At 71.3% G+C, this 18,389-nt stretch carries 13 protein-coding genes; 6 read left to right on the forward strand and 7 right to left on the reverse strand.

Translation table 11 applies throughout. The features are described from left to right. The first annotated feature begins 37 nt into the window (after positions 1 to 37). The 5 genes from QMK61_RS10380 to thrC all read left to right on the forward strand — a co-directional run bounded on the left by QMK61_RS10380 (position 38) and on the right by thrC (position 5,964). Entirely contained in the window at positions 38 to 2,038 is a 2,001-nt protein-coding gene (locus QMK61_RS10380) for a bifunctional 2',3'-cyclic-nucleotide 2'-phosphodiesterase/3'-nucleotidase (RefSeq protein WP_302072125.1), read from the forward strand. 208 nt (positions 2,039 to 2,246) lie between these two features. Beyond that, entirely contained in the window at positions 2,247 to 2,399 is a 153-nt protein-coding gene (locus tag QMK61_RS10385) for a hypothetical protein (RefSeq protein WP_302072126.1), read from the forward strand. Positions 2,400 to 2,489: 90 nt separating this feature from the next. Then, positions 2,490 to 3,641 (forward strand): homoserine dehydrogenase, encoded by a 1,152-nt coding sequence (locus QMK61_RS10390; protein WP_302072127.1) that lies wholly within the window; start codon positions 2,490 to 2,492, stop codon positions 3,639 to 3,641. Then, complete coding sequence (locus QMK61_RS10395; RefSeq protein ID WP_302072128.1) at positions 3,638 to 4,633, forward strand: homoserine kinase; 996 nt, start codon at positions 3,638 to 3,640, stop codon at positions 4,631 to 4,633. Before QMK61_RS10390 ends, QMK61_RS10395 begins: the two co-directional genes overlap by 4 nt. Before the next feature lie 14 nt (positions 4,634 to 4,647). Further along, complete coding sequence (gene thrC, locus QMK61_RS10400; RefSeq protein WP_302072129.1) at positions 4,648 to 5,964, forward strand: threonine synthase; 1,317 nt, start codon at positions 4,648 to 4,650, stop codon at positions 5,962 to 5,964. Between the two features lie 114 nt (positions 5,965 to 6,078). On the opposite strand, the gene QMK61_RS10405 is transcribed toward thrC, so the two are convergent. Next, positions 6,079 to 7,677 carry a glycosyl hydrolase family 39 gene (locus tag QMK61_RS10405; RefSeq protein ID WP_302072130.1) on the reverse strand — a complete coding sequence of 533 codons (1,599 nt, stop codon included), beginning with the start codon at positions 7,675 to 7,677 and terminating at the stop codon, positions 6,079 to 6,081. Between the two features lie 34 nt (positions 7,678 to 7,711). Further along, the gene (locus tag QMK61_RS10410) at positions 7,712 to 9,067 is read right to left on the reverse strand and encodes a GH1 family beta-glucosidase (protein WP_302072131.1); all 1,356 of its coding nucleotides are present in this window, start codon (positions 9,065 to 9,067) and stop codon (positions 7,712 to 7,714) included. A 119-nt stretch (positions 9,068 to 9,186) separates the two neighbouring features. On the opposite strand from QMK61_RS10410, the gene ugpC reads away from it, so the two are divergent. Beyond that, the gene (gene ugpC, locus QMK61_RS10415; protein ID WP_302072132.1) at positions 9,187 to 10,281 is read left to right on the forward strand and encodes a sn-glycerol-3-phosphate ABC transporter ATP-binding protein UgpC; all 1,095 of its coding nucleotides are present in this window, start codon (positions 9,187 to 9,189) and stop codon (positions 10,279 to 10,281) included. Positions 10,282 to 10,493: 212 nt separating this feature from the next. On the opposite strand, the gene QMK61_RS10420 is transcribed toward ugpC, so the two are convergent. The 5 genes from QMK61_RS10420 to QMK61_RS10440 form a co-directional block, all read right to left on the reverse strand. After that, a complete protein-coding gene (locus QMK61_RS10420; RefSeq protein ID WP_302072133.1) occupies positions 10,494 to 11,315 on the reverse strand; it encodes a carbohydrate ABC transporter permease in 822 nt (273 codons plus the stop codon). After that, on the reverse strand, positions 11,312 to 12,190 hold the full coding sequence (locus tag QMK61_RS10425; protein ID WP_302072134.1) for a sugar ABC transporter permease: 879 nt from the start codon (positions 12,188 to 12,190) through the stop codon (positions 11,312 to 11,314). Before QMK61_RS10425 ends, QMK61_RS10420 begins: the two co-directional genes overlap by 4 nt. Positions 12,191 to 12,296: 106 nt before the next feature. Further along, the gene (locus QMK61_RS10430) at positions 12,297 to 13,586 is read right to left on the reverse strand and encodes a sugar ABC transporter substrate-binding protein (RefSeq protein ID WP_302072135.1); all 1,290 of its coding nucleotides are present in this window, start codon (positions 13,584 to 13,586) and stop codon (positions 12,297 to 12,299) included. A gap of 81 nt (positions 13,587 to 13,667) precedes the next feature. Next, a complete protein-coding gene (locus QMK61_RS10435) occupies positions 13,668 to 15,278 on the reverse strand; it encodes a glucoamylase family protein (protein WP_302072136.1) in 1,611 nt (536 codons plus the stop codon). A gap of 94 nt (positions 15,279 to 15,372) precedes the next feature. Continuing rightward, positions 15,373 to 18,294 carry a TonB-dependent receptor gene (locus QMK61_RS10440; protein ID WP_302072161.1) on the reverse strand — a complete coding sequence of 974 codons (2,922 nt, stop codon included), beginning with the start codon at positions 18,292 to 18,294 and terminating at the stop codon, positions 15,373 to 15,375. Between the last annotated feature and the right edge of the window lie 95 nt (positions 18,295 to 18,389).

Here is an 18,389-nt window from a genome sequence, read left to right on the forward strand (position 1 = left end):
CCGGCCAGAATCCACCCATTTCCACCCGGAGCCTTCCATGTCGCCACGCCCCGTCCGCCTCGCCGCCCTCGCAGCCGCCCTGCTGCTGGCCGGCTGCGCCCGCCAGGCCTTCAGGCCGGACCAACTGCCGGACGGCGCCCGCGCCGACGTGGCGATCCTGGAAACCACCGACCTCCACGCCAACGTCCTCGGCTACGACTACTACAAGCAGAAGGCCGACCCCACGCTGGGTTTCGAGCGCACCGTCACCCTGATACGCCGCGCCCGCGAGCAGTTCACCAACACCTTCCTGTTCGACGCCGGCGACACCATCCAGGGCACCGTGCTGGCCGACTACCAGGCGCAGGTGAAGCCGGTGCCGTGCGGCGAGGAGCTGGCGATCTACCGCGCGATGGACGCGGTCGGCTACGACGGCGGCACCGTCGGCAACCACGAGTTCAACTACGGCCTGCCGTTCCTGTCGCAGGTCACCGGCACGCCGATGAACGTGGATGGCGTGACGGCCGGGCACTGCGCCGGCCCCCGCTACCCGCTGGTGCTGTCCAACGTGCTGAGCACGCGCGACGGCAAGCCGATCTTCAAGCCGTGGACGATCGTCCAGCGCCGGATCGCCGCGTACACCCCGGACGGCAGCCAGCTCAGCGTGCCGCTGAAGGTCGCCATCATCGGTTTCGCGCCGCCGCCGATCATGGACTGGGACCAGCGCAACCTGCAGGGCAAGGTCACCGTCACCGGCGTGGTCGAGGCGGCGAAGAAGTACCTGCCCGAGATCGAGGCGCAGCACCCGGACCTGGTCGTCGCCATCCTGCACGGCGGCCTCGACACCGCGCCGTACACCCCGGCGATGGAGAACGGCGGCTGGTACCTCGCCGGCGTGCCCGGCATCGACGTGCTGCTGCTCGGCCACTCGCACACCGACTTCCCCGGCCCGCGCTTCGCACGCATGCAGGACGTGGACGACACCCGCGGCTTCGTGCGCGGCGTGCCGGCGGTGATGGGCGGCTTCTTCGGCAAGGACCTCGGCGTGATCAAGCTGGCCCTGACCCGCCGGGGCGACCACTGGTCGATCGACAAGGACCAGACCCGCAGCCAGGTCTGGCCGATCTGCACGAAACCCGGCGACGCGGCCAGCTGCGTGCCGGCCGACCCGGCCATCGCGCCGCTGGTGGGCAAGGTCCAGCAGGCCGCCGTGGACTACGTCAACACGCCGATCGGCAGCAGCCACGTGCGCCTTTCCAGCTACTTCGCCGACGAGGGCGACATGACCGCGCTAGCCGCGGTGAACGCCGCCCAGCTCGACTACGTGCGCCGCGAGCTGCCGAAGACGCACCCGGAACTGGCCCACGTGCCCGTGCTCTCGGCCGCCGCCGCGTTCCGCACCGGCTTCGGCGGCCCCGACGACTACACCGACGTCATGCCCGGCCCGCTCACCCTGCGCAGCGCCGCCGACCTGTACTTCTACCCCAACACCCTGGCCGCGGTGAGGACCGACGGCGCGGGCGTGAAGGCGTGGCTGGAGAAGTCCGCCGAACGCTTTCGCCAGGTCGATCCGACGCAGGCCGGCCCGCAACCGCTGATCAATACGCACTTCCCCGGCTTCAACTTCGACCAGTTGCAGGGCGCGGGGCTGCGCTACGTCATCGACGTGTCGAAGCCCGCCGGCCAGCGCATCGTCGCGCTCACCCTGGACGGCAAGCCGGTCGCGCCCGACCAGCCCTTCGTGGTGGTCACCAACAACTACCGCGCCAGCGGCGGTGGCCGCTTCCCGGGCCTGGACGGCAAGAGCATCGTGCTGGCCGCGCCCGACGGCACGCGCGAGATCCTGGCCGCCTGGCTGCGCAGGCACCCCGACCTCGAGGCGAAGGACCTGCCCGCCCGCTCCTGGCGCTTCGCCCCGCTGAAGACCCGCGGCCCGGTGACCTTCACCGCCGCCAGCGGCAAGCAGGACGTGGCGCGCGCCGACGGCTTCGACGGCATCCGCCAGCTCAAGGAAAACGGCGACGGCACGGCCACCTACACGATCGACCTGTCGCGCTGAGGCTTTGCCCCCTCTCCCCTTTGGGGAGGGGATTGAGGCAAGGGGCGGGGCTCGCCCTGAGCAAGCTGTTTGCGTTCGCCTCCTCTCCCCGGCGGGGAGAGGGAGAAGGCGGCGGCGAACGTATGGACGTCCAGACGCCTGTGCCCACGCCCCCATATTCCGCAAAGTCTATTGACAGCCGCGCAAGGCGCCCCCTATCTTCGAAGCCATGTCGCCCTTCTCCGCGCCCGCACGCACGTTCCACGCCCCGGCTCCCGCCGGGCGCGCGCGGCTGGTCGCAGGCGGCATCGCCACCATCGCCACGATCATTACCACCGGTACCGGTACCACCGGCTACGGGTGGGTGTCCGCGCGCGAGTAACCCTTACACGCCACGGTCCCGCCCTCGACGAGGCGGGCCGGCGCGATCCGACACCGCCAGGCAAGGACGGGACCTCCACCGGAGGTCACTGTGAATACCTGCGCCACACCGCTTGCCGAAGCCCTCAAACCGCTGCCCGCCGCCCTGCGCGCCACCACCGGCGCCACCCGACGCCGCACCCTGGCGGTGGGCGTGATCGGTCCCGGCCGGGTGGGCGGCGCCCTGCTGGCGCAGCTGCGCGCCGCCCAGCCGCGGCTGGAGCGCGAAGGGCTGGAGCTGTCGCTGCGCGGCGTCGCCGCCAGCAAGCGCATGTGGCTGGACTGCGACGACCCCGAACTGAACGCGCGCCACCACAGCGCGCAGACCTGGCGCCCTACCGACCTCGACGTCTTCGCCACCCACGTGCGCGGCCACGACGACCGCCACGCGATGCTGGTCGACTGCAGCGCGCACGAGGCGGTGGCCGCGCACTACGCCGGCTGGCTGGCCGCCGGCATCCACGTGGTGACGCCGAACAAGCTGGCCGGCAGCGGGCCGCTGGAACGCTGGCAGGCGATCCGCGCCGCCTGCGCCGAGGGGGCGCGCTTCCGCTACGAGGCCACCGTCTGCGCCGGCCTGCCGGTGGTGCAGACGTTGCGCGACCTGCTCGACACCGGCGACGAGCTGCTCGACATCGAGGGCATGTTCTCCGGCACGCTGGCCTGGCTGTGCAACCGCCACGACGGCCTGCAGCCGTTCTCCGCCCTGCTGCGCGAGGCGCACGCCAAGGGCTATACCGAGCCCGACCCGCGCGCCGACCTCTCCGGCGCCGACGTGGCGCGCAAGCTGGTGATCCTGGCCCGCGAGGCCGGCCTGCCGCTTTCGCTGGACGACGTGGAGGTGGAGAGCCTGGTGCCGCCCGCGCTGGCCGGGCTGCCGCTGGAGACCTTCATGCAGCGCCTGCGCGAACTGGACGCACCGCTGGACGCGCTGCTGGCCAAGGCGCACACCGCCGGCGGCGTGCTGCGCCACGTCGGCCGGCTCGACCGCCACGGCCGGGCGCAGGTGCGGCTGGCGGTGCTGCCGGCCACGCACGCCTTCGCGCATACCCGGCTCACCGACAACGTGGTGCAGTTCCGCACCGCGCGCTACCGCGACAACCCGTTGCTGGTGCAGGGTCCCGGCGCCGGACCGGAGGTGACCGCCGCCGGCGTGTTCGCCGACCTGCTGCGCATCGCCGAGTCGCTGGCGGTGCGGTCATGAGCGCCGACGCCCTGTGCAACGCCGCGCCCGCATCCGCCGTCGCACCGCCGCGCCCGCGCGTGGCGCGCGCCTTCGCCCCGGCCAGCGTGGGCAATGTGGCGGTGGGCTTCGACATCCTCGGCCACGCCATGGCCGGCGCGGGCGACCATGCCGAGGTGCGCGCGATCGACGAACCGGTGGTGCGCATCGCCGCCATCCACGGCACCGTCGCCGGGTTGCCGCTGGACCCGTACCGCAACACCGCCGGCATGGCCCTGCTGGCGCTGCGCGAAGACCTGCGCCTGCCGCACGGCTTCGAGCTGACCCTGTACAAGGGCATCGCGCTGGGCTCCGGCATGGGCGGCTCGGCGGCATCCTGCGCGGCCGCGCTGGTGGCCGCCAACGCGCTGCTGTCGCAGCCGCTGCCGCCCGCGGCGCTGTACCGCTACGCGCTGGACGGCGAGGCCGTGGCCAGCGGCAGCCGCCACGGCGACAACCTCGGTCCGATGCTGCTCGGCGGCCTGGTGCTGGCCACCCACGAACGCCTGCTGCGCATCCCGGTGCCGCCGGACTGGCATTGCGCGCTGGTGCACCCGCATTGCGTGCTGGAGACGCGCAGGGCGCGCGCCGCGCTGGCCGGCGACTACGCGCTGGGCGAGTTCGTGGCGCAGAGCGCCAACCTCGCCCTGGTGCTGGCCGGCTGCTTCCAGGGCGACGCCGCGCTGGTGCGCGAAGGCCTGAAGGACACGCTGGTGGAGCCGCGCCGCGCCGCGCTGGTGCCCGCCTTCATGCGCGTGAAACAGGCGGCATTGGATCATCGCGCCCTCGGCGCCAGCATCTCCGGCGGCGGCCCCAGCGTGTTCGGCTGGTACGAGCACCGCGCCGACGCCGAGGCCGCCGCCACCGCGATGCGGGCCGCCTTCGCCGAAGCCGGACTGGGCAGCGACGCCTTCGTCGACGCGGTCGACGGCCCCCCCGCCCGCCTGGTCGACCCCCTGCACGACATGCCCTGATGCGCGAGCCCGCCATGACCGAACCCCTGCTTTACCTCAGCACCCGCGGCCGCAGTCCTGCCGTGACGATCGGCGGCGCCATCGCCGCCGGCCTGGCGCCCGACGGCGGCCTGTACGTGCCCGAGGCGCTGCCGCGGCTCGACCCCGCCGCCTTCGACCCGCACGACACGCTGGCCGACACCGCCGCCACCCTGCTCGCGCCGTTCTTCGCCGGCGACCCGCTGGCCGCCCAGTTGCCGGCCATCTGCAAGGAAGCGCTGGACTTCGACACCCCGCTGCGCCCGCTGCCGCACCACGACGCGCACATGCTGGAGCTGTTCCACGGCCCCACCGCCGCGTTCAAGGACGTGGGCGCGCGCTTCCTCGCCGCCTGCCTGCGCCGGCTGCCGCGCGCGGACGAACGCCCGCTCACCATCCTGGTCGCCACCTCCGGCGACACCGGCGCGGCGGTGGGTGCGGCGTTCCATCGCCAGCCGGACGTGCGCGTGGCGATCCTGTACCCGGACGGCCTGGTCTCGCCGCGCCAGGCGCACCAGCTCGGCTGCTTCGGCGACAACGTGCAGGCATTGCGCGTGCAGGGCCGCTTCGACGACTGCCAGCGCATGGTCAAGGCCGCGCTCAACGATGCCGGACTGCAGGCCGAACGCCCGCTCAGCTCCGCCAACAGCATCAGCCTGGGCCGCCTGCTGCCGCAGATGAGCTACTACGCGCATGCCTCATTGCGCTGGTGGCGCGAGCACGGCACCCCGCTCAACTTCATCGTGCCCACCGGCAACCTGGGCAACGCGCTGGCCGCGCTGTGGGTGCGCGAGACCGGCCTGCCGGTCGGCGAGGTGTGCCTGGCCTGCAACGCCAACCCCACCCTGCCCGAGTTCTTCGAAGGCCACGACTATCGCCCGCGCGAAGCCGTCGCCACCCTCGCCAACGCGATGGACGTGGGCGCGCCCAGCAATTTCGAACGCCTGCGCTGGACCTTCCCCCACGCCGCCGACCTGCGCGCCCAGACCCAGGCGCTGGGCGTGGACGATGCCACCATCCGCCGCACCCTGGCCCGCCACGCGCGCGACCATGGCGAAGTGTTCTGCCCCCACACCGCCACCGCCATGCACCTGCTCGACCGCCTGCGCGAAGCGGGCGACGCCGCGCCCTGGGCGGTGGTCGCCACCGCCCATCCGGCGAAGTTCGAAAGCGTGGTGGAGCCGCTGGCCGACCGCCGCGTGCCGGTGCCGCCCGCGCTGGCGGCGATGCTGCAACGCCCGGCCCGTGCCGAGCCGCTGGCGGCCAGGGACGAGGCGCTGAAGCAATGGTTGCGGGAACCGGCGTACGCGTGACGGCACCCGCCGCATCACCCTTTGCGCTCCGTCACGCGCCGCAGCAAGGCGGATTCGTCCCGTCGCCCGATGGCTTGCGCATCCTGGCGGCGATCGGGCTCGGCTGGCGCCGGGTTACCGCACCTCGACCACCACCAAGCCTTGCGGCGGGACATCGAGACCGAGCTTGCCGCCGTGCAGCGCGACCTGCTCGGGCGGGGCCATCCGGCCGGCCTTGCGCAGCTTCGCGATCTGTTCGCGCGTGGGGAAGTCGGGCCGGCCCATGCGGTCGAACGCGGCGATGGCGTTGCCGTGCGCCTCGTCCAGGCGCCATACCTGCGCCGTGGCATTCGCCGGCAATGACGACACGTCGACCTCGAAGTGCTTCGCGTCGCCCTTCGGCTGGCCGACGGCATAGCTGGCGGTGTCGCCCACCGGCGGCGCGTAGTTCCACAGCGCCAGCACCAGGGTGCCGTCGGTGCGGCGGGTGGCGAGCACGGCATCGGAAGGCGCCGGCAGCCGCACGTCGCCCAGCCTGTGCAGCATCGCGAAGGCGTTGAAGGCCGGCTTGGGGATGTTGCGCTCGGCGATCAGGCCGAAGCCGCCATAGAACGGCGAGCGCACCACGCCCCCCTCCTCGAACACGTCGGAGAACGTCCAGTAGCTCATCATGTTCACCTTGCCCGCGCAGGCACGGATGGTGTTGGCGAGCCACGGGCCCATGTAGACCGTGTCGGTGACGTTGGGCAGGTTGGCGTAGGAGGCGTTGTACTCGCTCATGATGAAGGGCAGCTTCGGATACGGCGAGGCCAGCACCTCCCTGTGCACCTTGTCCACCGCGCGGCACACCATGTCCTTGCGCGGGATGTGCTCGTCGCTGTGGAACACGTTCTGCGCGGTGTCGTCGCCGTAGACGTGGGTGCTGACGAAATCCACCGGCACATGGGCCTCGTGCACGTGCTTGAGGAATCCGGCGACCTGCGCCGCCTGCGCCGTGGCCGGACCACCCACGCGCAGGCGCGGGCTTACCGACTTCAGCGCGCGCGCGGTGTGGTCGTAGAGCGTGTAGTAGGTCGGCATCTTGGGATCGCCGGCCCAGAAGCCGATGTTCGGCTCGTTCCACACTTCGAAATACCACTGCGACACTTCATCGATGCCGTAGCGCGCGACCAGATGCTGCGCGAAGGCGCGGATCATGCCGTCCCACAGCGCGTAGTCCTTCGGCGGCGCCACGTTGGGGTGGTACCAGAAATCCTGCCTCGCCTTGGGGTCGGACGACAGGTCGTCCGGCATGAAGCCCAGCTCCACGAAGGGGCGCACGCCGCGTTCCAGCAGGCCGTCGTAGATCTGGTCCACGTAGGAGAAGTTGTAGACCGGCCGGGCGTCCGCGCCCGACATGTCGGCGGCGTTGTAGAACGGCTGGCCGTTCTTGCCGAGATGGAACAGGCCCACGTCCTCGTCGAGGATGCCGTGGAAGCGCACGTAGCCGAAGCCGGTGGCCTGCTTCACGGCGACGAGGTCCTTGCGGTAGTCGTCGCGCAATGCCAGCGAGGCGCGGCCGGAACCGAACATCCGCTCCCAGAAGTGCGGGAACGGCGTGCCCGGCGCCTTCGCGTCGACCTTGACCTGCACGGTGTCGGCCGCCGCCGGCGCGGCCTGCGCGGCCCCCGCGGCGAACAGGCACGCGGCCAGCAGGCCCAGCGCGGCGTGCAACAGCTTCGGCTTCGCTTTCATCGGCTCCTCTCCATCGTGCATGTCGTTCGGCGGTTCATGGCTCGCCCAGCGCCTCGCCGTGGCTCGCGATCACCCGCGCGTAGAGCTTCGCGCTGGCCTTGGGCGTGCGCTTCTGGGTGGCGAAGTCGACGTGGTACAGCCCGAAGCGCTTGGCATAGCCCAGCGACCATTCCAGGTTGTCCAGCAGCGACCAGGCGTAGTAGCCGCGCAGGTCGACGCCGGCCTCGATGGCCCGGTGCGCCGCCTGCAGGTGGCGGCGCAGGTAGTCCGTGCGCAGCGGGTCCGGCAGCACCTCGCCATCGGCCACCGGCGGGTCGTAGAAGGCCGCGCCGTTCTCGGTGATGTACAGCGGGAGGTTGCCGTAGCGCTGGCGGAAGCCGGTCAGCATGTCGACCAGGCCCTGCTCGTACACCTCCCAGCCGGTCTCGGTGTGGGTGCGGTGGGGCTGGTACACCGGTGCGGCGCGCAGCGGCAACGCATCCGCGTCGTGCCGCACCACCGCGCGCGTGTAGTAGTTGAGGCCGACGAAATCCACCGGCTGCCGCGTGAGCCGGAAATCGTCCGCGGGGACGTCCGGCCAGGCCGCGCCGTACACCTCGCGCAGCTCGGGCGGGTAGCTGCCGAGCAGCGCGGGGTCGGCGAACTGCAGGTTCATGTAGGCATGCGCGCGGCGCGTGGCGGCGAGATCCTCCGCGCTGTCGGACGCCGGGTACTTGGGCTCGATGTTGAATACCACGCCGATCGCGTGGCGGCCGTGCGCGCGGTAGGCCTCGATGCCGGCGCCGCTGGCGCGCATCAGGTTGTGCGCCACGATCGGCGCCTCGTACAGGTTGCGGTGGCCCGGCGCCAGCGCGCCGCGCAGGTAGCCGCCGTCCACCACCACCCACGGTTCGTTGAGCGTGCTCCACTGCGGCACGCGGTCGTCCAGCGCCCTGAACATCGTCGTGGCGTAGTCGGCGAACCAGTGCGCGCTGTCGCGGTTCAGCCAGCCGCCGCGGTCGTCCAGCGCCGCGGGCAGGTCCCAGTGGAACAGCGTGACGTTGGGCGCGATGCCGTGCTCCAGCAGCTCGTCCACCAGCCGCGAGTAGAAGTCGAGCCCCTTCGGGTTGACCCGCCCGGTGCCCTCGGGCAGCACGCGCGACCAGTTCACGCTGAAGCGGTAGCTTTGCAGGCCCAGCGCGCGCATCAGCCGCACGTCGTCCTTGTAGCGGCGGTAGTGGTCGCAGGCCACGTCGCCGGTGTCGCCGTCCGCCATCATGCCCGGCGTGTGCGCGAAGCGCTGCCAGATGCTCGGGCCGGCGCCGTCCGCCAGCGGCGAGCCTTCGATCTGGTAGGCGGAGGTGGCCGCGCCCCAGAGGAAGCCGTCCGGAAAGCGGAATCGTCGCGTCATGGCCAGGGAAACTCCCGGATGCCGCATTGCGGCTTGATGTAATCGATTACATGCCCAGAATAGCCGAACGCCACCCGGCGACGCCAACCCGCGCCGCCCTTGCAGCAGGATCGACCGCCATGGCCACCGTCAGCCTGGACAACGTGCGCAAGGTCTACCCGGACGGCCACGTCGCCGTGGCCGGCGCCAGCGTCGAGATCGCCGACGGCGAACTGCTGGTGCTGGTCGGCCCCTCCGGCTGCGGCAAGACCACCCTGCTGCGCATGATCGCGGGACTGGAAACGCCCAGCGCCGGCACGCTGCGCATCGGCGGCCGCGAGGTGAACGAGGTGCCGCCGAAGGACCGCGACATCGCGATGGTGTTCCAGAACTACGCGCTGTACCCGCACATGACGGTGGCCGAGAACCTGGGCTTCGGCCTGCGCCTGCGCGGCGTGCCGAAGGCGGAGATCGCGCGGCGCGTGGGCGAGGTGGCGCGCCTGCTGGAACTGGACCAGCGGCTGGACGCGCGTCCCGCGGCGTTGTCCGGCGGCCAGCGCCAGCGCGTGGCGCTGGGCCGCGCGATGGTGCGCCAGCCGGCGGTGTTCCTGCTCGACGAGCCGCTGTCCAACCTCGACGCGCGGCTGCGCCTGTCGATGCGGGTGGAGATCGCGCGGCTGCATCGCCGCTTCGGCGCCACCACGATCTACGTCACCCACGACCAGGTGGAGGCGATGACGCTGGGCCAGCGCATCGTGGTGCTGGACGACGGCGCGATCCAGCAGGTCGACACGCCGATGGCCCTGTACCGGCGGCCGGCCAACCTGTTCGTGGCCGGCTTCCTGGGCAGCCCCGCGATGAACCTGCTGCGCGGCACGCTGCACCTCGATGGCGGCCTGGTCCTGGCCACGCCGCAGGGCGCGATCGCGCTGGGCGAGCCGCCGCAGGCGCCGGCATTGCAGGCGTGGCGCGACCGCGAGGTCGTGCTCGGGCTGCGCCCCGAGGACCTGCATCCGCTCGCGGCGGACGATCCCGGCGCCGCGCTGGAAGCGCAGCTCGAAGTGCTCGAACCGGTCGGCAACGAGGTGTTCCTCAACCTGCGCTACGGCGACCACGCGCTGGTCTCGCGCACATCGCCCGGCCTCGCGGCCGCGCCCGGCGAGACGATGCGCTTCGGCACCGCGCCGGGGCGTCTGCACTTCTTCGATCCGCGCGAAGGCACGCGGATCGGCTGAGGCGGGGACGCGGCGGAAGGGGCGCGCGGCGTTCGACCCCTGCGCCGACGCTTGTCTCCTCCCCCTGCTTGCAGGGGGAGGCTGGGAGGGGGCAGGCGGTCTTGCCGCGAGGTTGCGGGACCCCTCCCCGACCCTCCCCTGCAAGCAGGGGAGGGAGTCCGCCGTGCGGGAGCTCGCACGCCTCTGGATGGCCGGCAGGAGCATGCGCGCGCTCATCCCTTCACGCTGCCCAGCAGCAGCCCGTCGATGTAGTAACGCTGCATGGCCAGGAACAGCACCAGCACCGGCAGCACGGTGACCACCGCGCCGGCCATCATCAGCTCGCTGTCGCGCGCATGCTCGCGCGCCAGCGAGGCCAGGCCCAGCGGCAACGTGTAGTGGTCCTGCCCGGTCAGCTCGATCAGCGGCCACATGAAGTCGTTCCACGCGGTGAGGAAGGTGTAGATCGCCAGCGTGGCGATCACCGGCTTCAGCAGCGGCAGCACGATTTGCACGAAGATGCGCAGCTCGCCCGCGCCGTCGATGCGCGCCGCCTCCAGCAGCTCGTCGGGGATGCCGCGCGCGTACTGGCGCACCAGGAAGATGCCGAACGCCGTGGCCATGCCGGGCAGGATCACGCCGGCGTAGCTGTCCACCAGACCCGCGTACTCGAACATCAGGAACAGCGGCAGCATCGCCACCTGCGCGGGGATCACCAGCAGGCCGAGCACCGCGCGGAACAGCCGCTCGCGCCCGGCGAAGCGCAGCTTGGCGAAGGCGTAGCCGGCCAGCAGGTTGCAGGCCAGCGAAAGCGCGGTGATCGCGCCGGAGACCAGCAGGCTGTTGAGCAGGTAGCGCCCCATGCCCGCGCGCACGAACAGCGCGTGGTAGTTGCCCAGCGTGGGATGCGCCGGCCACCACGGCGGCGGCAGCGTGCTGGCCGCGCCCGCCGGCATGAACGATGCCGACAGCATCCATAAGAGCGGAAACAGCGCCACCACGGCGCCGCCGGCCAGCAGGCCGTTGACCAGCGCGCGGGCCAGGCGCGGGTTCATGCCCAGCCCCTGCGCCGCGCCAGCCGCAGCATCGACGCGGTCACCGCGAACATCGCCGCGAACAGCAGGAACGCCACCGCCGAGGCGGTGCCGAGGTTCCACCACTTGAAGCCGTCCTCGTACATCAGGTACAGCACGCTGGTGGTGCTCTGCAGCGGGCCGCCCTCGGTCATCACGTAGGGCTCGGCGAACAGCTGGAAGTAGCCCGACACGGTGAGCACGGCCACCATCAGCGCGGTCGGCCCCAGCAGCGGCAGGGTGACGTGGCGGAACTGCCGCCACGCCGAGGCGCCGTCGATGCGCGCGGCCTCGTACAGCTCGACGGGGATCGCCTGCAGGCCGGCGAGGAAGATGATCATGTTGTAGCCGAAGTTCTTCCACACCGCGAACAGGATGATCGCCGGCATCGCCCAGTGCGGGTCGCCCAGCCAATCCACCGGGTGGATGCCGAGCCAGCCCAGCGCGTGGTTCACCCAGCCGTACCGCGTGTCGAACAGGTAGCGCCACACCACCGCCACCGCGGCCGCGGTGGTCACCACCGGCGCGAACAGCGCGGTGCGGAAGAACGCCCGGCACCGCGCCAGCGGCGAGTGCAGCAGCAGCGCCGCGCCCAGCGACACCGCCATCGACAGCGGCACGCCCACCGCCACGAAGTACAGCGTGTGCCCCAGCGCGGCCCAGAACAGTGGTCGGTGCAGCAGCGCCCAGTAGTTGGCCAGCGCCACGAAGCGCAGGTTGTGGATGTCGGCCAGCGCGTACAGGTCGTAGTCGGTGAGGCTGAGCGCGAACGCGCCCAGCACCGGCAGCACGAAGAACGGCACTAGCACCAGCAGCGCGGGGGCGAGGAACAGCCAGGCGGCGCGGCGGGCATTCATGCACGCCACACCAAGGCTGGATCGATTCCGCAGCGGCATGGAGAGCGACCCCACCCCGCCCCGCCCCTGCACGCAGGGGAGGGAGAAAGCGCGAGCGGGCACGGGGTCATCGCCTCGCCTCCGCGCGGTCGAGCATCCAGCGGCGCTTGGCGAGGATGCGGTCGGCCTGGCGGTCCATCTCGGCCGCGGCCTGGTCGACCGTCAGCTCGCCGGCCACGGCGCGCGCGGCGACCTGCTGCATCATGGTGGCGATGCGCTCCCATTCGGGCACCGCCGGCGTGGGCTTCACCCGCTCCAGTTGCTCGCGGAAGGCACGCGCCTGCGGGTCGTCGCGCAGCACCGGGCTGTCCCAGCTGCTGCGGCGCGGCGGCATGTCGCCGGTGAGTTCGTAGAAACGGCGCTGCACCGCCGGCTGCGACAGGTACTCGATCAGCGCCCACGCCTCGCGCGGATGGCGCGACGCGCGGAACACCACCAGGCTGCCGCCGCCCGCCAGCCCCGCGCCGGGACCGTCGGGGCCGGGCAGCGGCGCGGTGGCCCAGTCGTCCTGCTCGGCGGCGGGCAGGCGCCGGCGGAACTCGCCGATGTTCCACGGCCCGGACAGGTAGAACGCGTAGGTGCCGCGGCCGAATTCCTCCCACGGGTTGCCGGCCTCGACGTTGGTGACCGCCGGCGCCTGGTGCAGGCGGAAGGTGTCCACGTAGAACGCCAGCGCGCGCCTGAAGCCGGCGCTTTCGAAATTGCCGCGGCGGCCGCCGTCGCGCAGCAGCGGGTCGGGCTGCTGCAAGGCCAGCGACAGCAGCTGCTCGTACTCGTTGGTGGGCAGCAGGATGCCGTAGACCTTGCGCCCGGGATGGCTGAGCGCAGCCAGCTGGCGTCGCCATTCGGCCCAGTCGCGTGGCGGCGCATCGAAGCCCGCCTGCCGCAGCAGGTCCCTGCGGTAGAACAGCAGCCGCGTGTCCACGTACCACGGGATGCCGTACAGCGTGCCGTCGACGACGTTGGTCGACCAGATGCTGGCGAAGTAGTCCGACGGCCGTACCGTCGCCGAATGCTCGATGCGCGCATCGAGCGGCGCCAGTGCGCGCAGCGCCACCAGTTCCGCCAGCCAGGTGTTGCCGAGCTGTGCCAGGTCCGGCGTGGTGCCGCCGGCGAACGCGGTGAGCAGCTTCTCGTGCGCCGCGCTCAGCGGCAGTTGCTGCACCTCCACGCGGATGCCCGGGTGCGCGCGCTCGAAGCCCGGCAGCAGTGGCGCGATGGCTTCGCCCTCGCTGCCGAAGGTCCAGAACACCAGGGTATCCGGCGTCTTGCCGCCACAGCCGGCGAGCCACAGCACGGCAATGGCGAGCGCCAGCGCCCGCTGCCACCGTCGAAGCCGTTCGCGCGAGTCCGTCATGGCCGGTGCCCTACCCCACGCGCCGTTACGTTGCCGTCATTCCCGCGAGAGCAGCGCATACCTGCCCCACGCTTTGGCGCGTCATCCCGGCGCTGGCCGGGGCCCAGTGGCGACCACGCCCGCCCGAGTCGCACGGCGGCTGGATGACCCGGCCTTCGCCCGTTGAAAAGCGCCTCCGGCCTGCGCCGGAATGATGGGCCGGACAGGTCGCCGCCACCGGCCACGTGCCGGTGACTGCCCGCGTTCCAGCCAGCCGCCGGTGAAGCCGGCGCGCTGCAGTCCCCGGCGGACGTAGGGGTTCTTCTTCATCACCGTCCACACGAAGCCGCTGCGCCAGTTTTCCAGCATCAGCAGGATCGGCCCCTGGTCGATGCCGATGTAGTCGGTGTCGACCCAGCCGAAGCCGGGCACCACCCGGCCCGCATCCGGCGGGATGAGCGGATCGCGCAGGGTGAGGTTGAAGGCATCGAGGAATCCGTAGCGGCCGTAGATCCAGCGTCCGTAGTCGCGATGCATGGCCAGCACCGCCGGCACCGCGATATCCGGCGCGAAGGCGATCGAGCCCGCCGCGGCGGTCGGCGCGATGGTGCCGTCGTCGTCGACGTAGTCCAGCCCGGCACCGCGCGCGTTGTAGCCCTTGAAGCCGTGCAGCACACCGTTCACCCGCATGGTCGCGCCGCCCGGGCCGTCGCTGGCGGTCAGGCCCCAGACGTCGGCGCCATAGCCGGCCCAGCCGCCCGGGTTGGCGATCGCATAGGCGCGCTGCGCGTGGGCGGCGCGGCGCGCGTTCTCGAAGTAGTCGAGCCCGTGGCGACGCATGTAGGCGTCGCGGATGCCGCGGAAGTCGATCCACGCCGCGCTGTACTGGTGGCCGAACAGCGGCGCGAAGTTGAGGAACTCGTAGCCGTGGAAGCGGCCCCACTGTTTGTCGTTGGTGCGGGTCCACGCCGCCCACGCCTGCGCCGGCGGCGCGTGGGTGGGCGAGCCCAGGGCGAGGATGTAGAGCAGGTTGGCCTCGCTGTAGCCGGCCCAGTCGGCGTCGATGAAGCCGCGCTCCGGCGTCCAGCCCATGCTGACGAGCGGCGGCCGCGGCTGCATCCAGGTCCAGTCCACGCGGCGGTAGATCGTGTCCGCCAGCGCACGGATCTCGCGCTCCTGCGGCGTGTCGCGGTCGTAGTAGGACTGCGCGAACAGCACCCCGCCGAGCAGCAGCGTGGTGTCGATGCTGGACAGCTCGGTGCCGCCCTGGCGCAGGCCGGTCTTCATGTCGAGGAAATGGTAGAAGAAGCCGTGGTAGCCGCTGACGCCACGCGCCCCGTCGCCCTGCGGCGCGTGCGCGAAGAAGCGCAGGGTGGCCAGCGTGCGCTGCGCCGCCTGCGCGCGCGTGACGTAGCCGCGCTCGGCGCCGATGCCGTAGGCGGTCAGGGCGAAGCCCACCGCGGCGATGCTGGACGGCGCGGCGCCGGGCCAGCGGTCGGGGGTGAGGCCGTTCGCCGCCGGCGTGGTGTCCCAGAACCACTGGAAGGTGCGGCGCTCCAGGTCGTCGAACACCGCGCGCTGCGACGCGGGCAGCGCGGCGTAGCTGCCGGCCGCCTGCGTGGCGGTTGCGGCGGCGGCCGGCGCGCCGCCGCTGATGGCCAGCAGCGCGACCAGCAAGGTCGCCAGGCAGGTACGGATGTGCCGGAATGCCATCAGCGCCAGGTCTCCCGTGTGCGGAATCCGGCGCACGGCGCGTTGCCGCGCGCCACGTCGTGCCGGGGACGGCGGCGCCATCCCCGGCGCCGCCTCAGAACTTCATGCCCACCTCGAACTTGAACGTGCGCGGCACGAAGGTGATATTGCCGACCGGGTTGTAGACCACCGCGGTGTGCCCGTTGTCGTCGTAGGTCGGAATGTAGTCGACGAAGTTCTTCCAGTTGAACACGTTCATCACGTCGAAGCGGCCATACAGGGTGATGCCGTGGCCGAGGTCGAAGTTCTTGGTGGCCTGGAAGTCGATGTCGCGGTAGCCCCAGATCTTGCCGCCGATGAGGAACTTCGAGCCCGGCGGCGTGGCCGCCACCGGCGAGCAGTCGGTGCCGGTGGCGAACTCCACGTTGGCGAAGCAGCCGATGCCGTTGAACGGCAGCGGCGTGGCCAGGGTCAGCTTGGCCGACAGCACCAGGCCCCACGGGCCGTCCATGTTGCCGGTGGCCACGAAGCGGTGCTTGGCCGCGGCGTTGGAGGTGATGAACGGGTAGTCGCCGATGGTCGCCTCGTCGAAGGAATAGTGCTCGCCGATGTCGCGGTTCTGCTTGGCGTGGGTGAAGGTGTAGGCGAAGGTGGCGCCCCAGCCCGACTCCTTCGTGTACGGCTTCTCGGCCGACAGCAGCAGCTGGGTGGTGCGCGTGGCGATGCCGTTGTTGCCGACGATCATCGCGCCGAAGCCGGGGATGCCGTTGCCCCACGGCTGGCTGTTGTCCTTGAAGAACGCGCCGTCCGGGTAGCGGTTGCCCAGGGTGAAGGCGAAGCCGTCATGGCTGAGGATGCGGGTGACCGTGGCGTCGGTCTGCCACGCGCCGAACTGGTTGGACATGCCCAGGCTGAACTGGTCGGAGTACGGCGCCTTCAACTTGTTGTTGAGCATGTCGACCTCGGTGCCGGCGTTGCTCGCCGCGCCGAGCAGCGCCTGCAGGTTGCCCAGGCCCTGCAGGTACTTCGGGTCCCACGGGTAGCAGGGCGTGTTGCCCTTGTAGCACTGGCCGGTGGCCGGGTCCTGGAAGTAGATCGTGTATTCCGGCAGCGCCGACTTGGTGGTCTCCAGCTGGAGGTAGTCGTACAGGTCGCGGTCGTAGGCGCGGCCGGCGCCGCCGTGGATCACGTGCGCCTCGTCGCCGAACAGGTCGTAGGAGAAGCCCAGCCGCGGCTGCCACTCGCCCTTGTAGGCGCTGCGGTTGTGGCCGTTGCTGATGTAGTCGTTGACGTCGATGCCGCCCCTGGCCAGCGTCTGCGCGTAGGTCTGCCCGGCGGGGGCGTTGGGATCCTGGCTGTTCAGCGCGGCGATCACGTTGGCCGGCGTCACGAAGTCGGTGTACGACGGCGTGCGCTCGTAATCCCAGCGCACGCCCAGGTTCAGGGTGAGCTTGTCGTTGACGTCCCAGTCGTCCTGCACGTAGGCGCCGAACTGCTGGCTCTTGGTGGTCACCGTGGGCGACAGCCCCAGGCCGAGCACCGGCTTGGTGAAGAACGCCTTGTACGGCGTGGCCGCGGTACCGGCGCTGGTGACGTTGTAGGTGAACTGCGGATTGACGTCCGCCGCGTCCGCCGCCTCCAGCGTGGCCAGCTTCTTCTTGAAGCCGATCTTGACCACGTGGTCGCCGTGCCACTCCAGGTCGTTGAAGGTCAGGTCGTCCTGGATCGCGGGACCGCGCTGGCCCTTGTTCTGCGTCGCCAGCGGGCTGGCCGCGCCCACCGAGACGATGGTGGGATCATTGGCGCGCGACCAGGTGTACGAGTAGCCGTTGCCGTAGTTCAGCGCGGTCGGCTTGTTGAACGAGCTTTCGTAGGTGAACAGCAGCTCGTTGAAGTAGGCCTCGCCGCTGTGCTGCCAGCGCAGCGCGTAGCGCTTGTCGTCGTTCTTGACGTCGAACCCGGCCGAGGCGGCGTCCTGGTCGCCAATGCCGTCGTACTGGTCTTCCCGGCGGATCTGCGCGGTGGCCTCGATGCGGTCGCGGTCGGTCGGCTCCCAGTCGATCTTGGCGAAGTACAGGTTCTCCCGGAACGGCAGGTTGGCCGGGCCGAGCTGGGCGGCGACCTCGGGCGGCAGGTGGGCGGCGCCCGGCGCGGCGTCCGCGCTCGGCACCACCGTGATCGGGGTGTTGAAGCGCTTGGCCTCGTAGGTGAGGAAGAAGTGCATCTTGTCCTGGATGATCGGCCCGCCCAGGGCGAAGCCGTATTCCTTCTCCTGCGAGGCCGTCTTGCGGCCGGCGTCCTTCTCCGCCGGCGTGCGTTCGCGGAACGCGTCGTTGGTGTAGCGGTAGAACGTCTCGCCGTGGAACTCGTTGGTGCCGGACTTGGTCTGCGCGGTCACCGCGGCGCTGGCGATCTGGTCGTACTCGGCCTTGTAGTTGGAGGTGATGACCTTGTACTCGCCGATCGCCAGCTGCGGGAACGGGTTGCCCTGGCTGGCGAACTGGCCCGCCACGCCGCCTTCCTTCACGTAGCTCTTCTGGCCCACGCCGTCGATGTAGACGTTGACCGAGCTGTCGTTCATCGCGCCGCCGCGCAGCGAGGTGTGGCCGGAGGAATCGACGTTGAACACCATGCCCGGCACGGTGTCGGCGAACTCCAGGAAGTTGCGCGAGATCTGCGGGATGGTCTGGATCTGGCGCAGGGAGATGGTGCCGCCCACCTCGGGCGTCTTCACTTCGCGCAGGGTGGTAGCGGTGACCGTCACCGCGCCGAGCGTGGTCGTCCCCGCCGGCGCCTTGGCGGCCGCCAGGTTGAGCGTGGCGGTGGAGGCGACGGTGAGCGTGACCGTGCGCTGCGTGCCCGGCCCGGCGTCGACCCGGTAGGTGCCGGGCTGCAGCCCGACCAGCGCATAGCTGCCGCGGCTGTCGGTGCGGGTGACGCGCACGGCGCCGGTGGCCACGTTCTTCGCGGTGACCTGGGCGTTCGCCGGGCCGCTGCCGCGCAGGGTGGCGTTTGCCGTCTGTGCCCGCGCGGGCATGCCGCCGGCCGCGAGGGTGACGAACGCGCCGGCCACGAGGCCGGCGAGCAACCGCTTGTTTGTCTTGCTGTGACAGCTCATGGACTCCCCTCCAC

Origin of the sequence: Fulvimonas sp. R45 (assembly GCF_030504985.1) — a bacterium.
Classification (GTDB): Bacteria; Pseudomonadota; Gammaproteobacteria; order Xanthomonadales; family Rhodanobacteraceae; genus Rhodanobacter_A.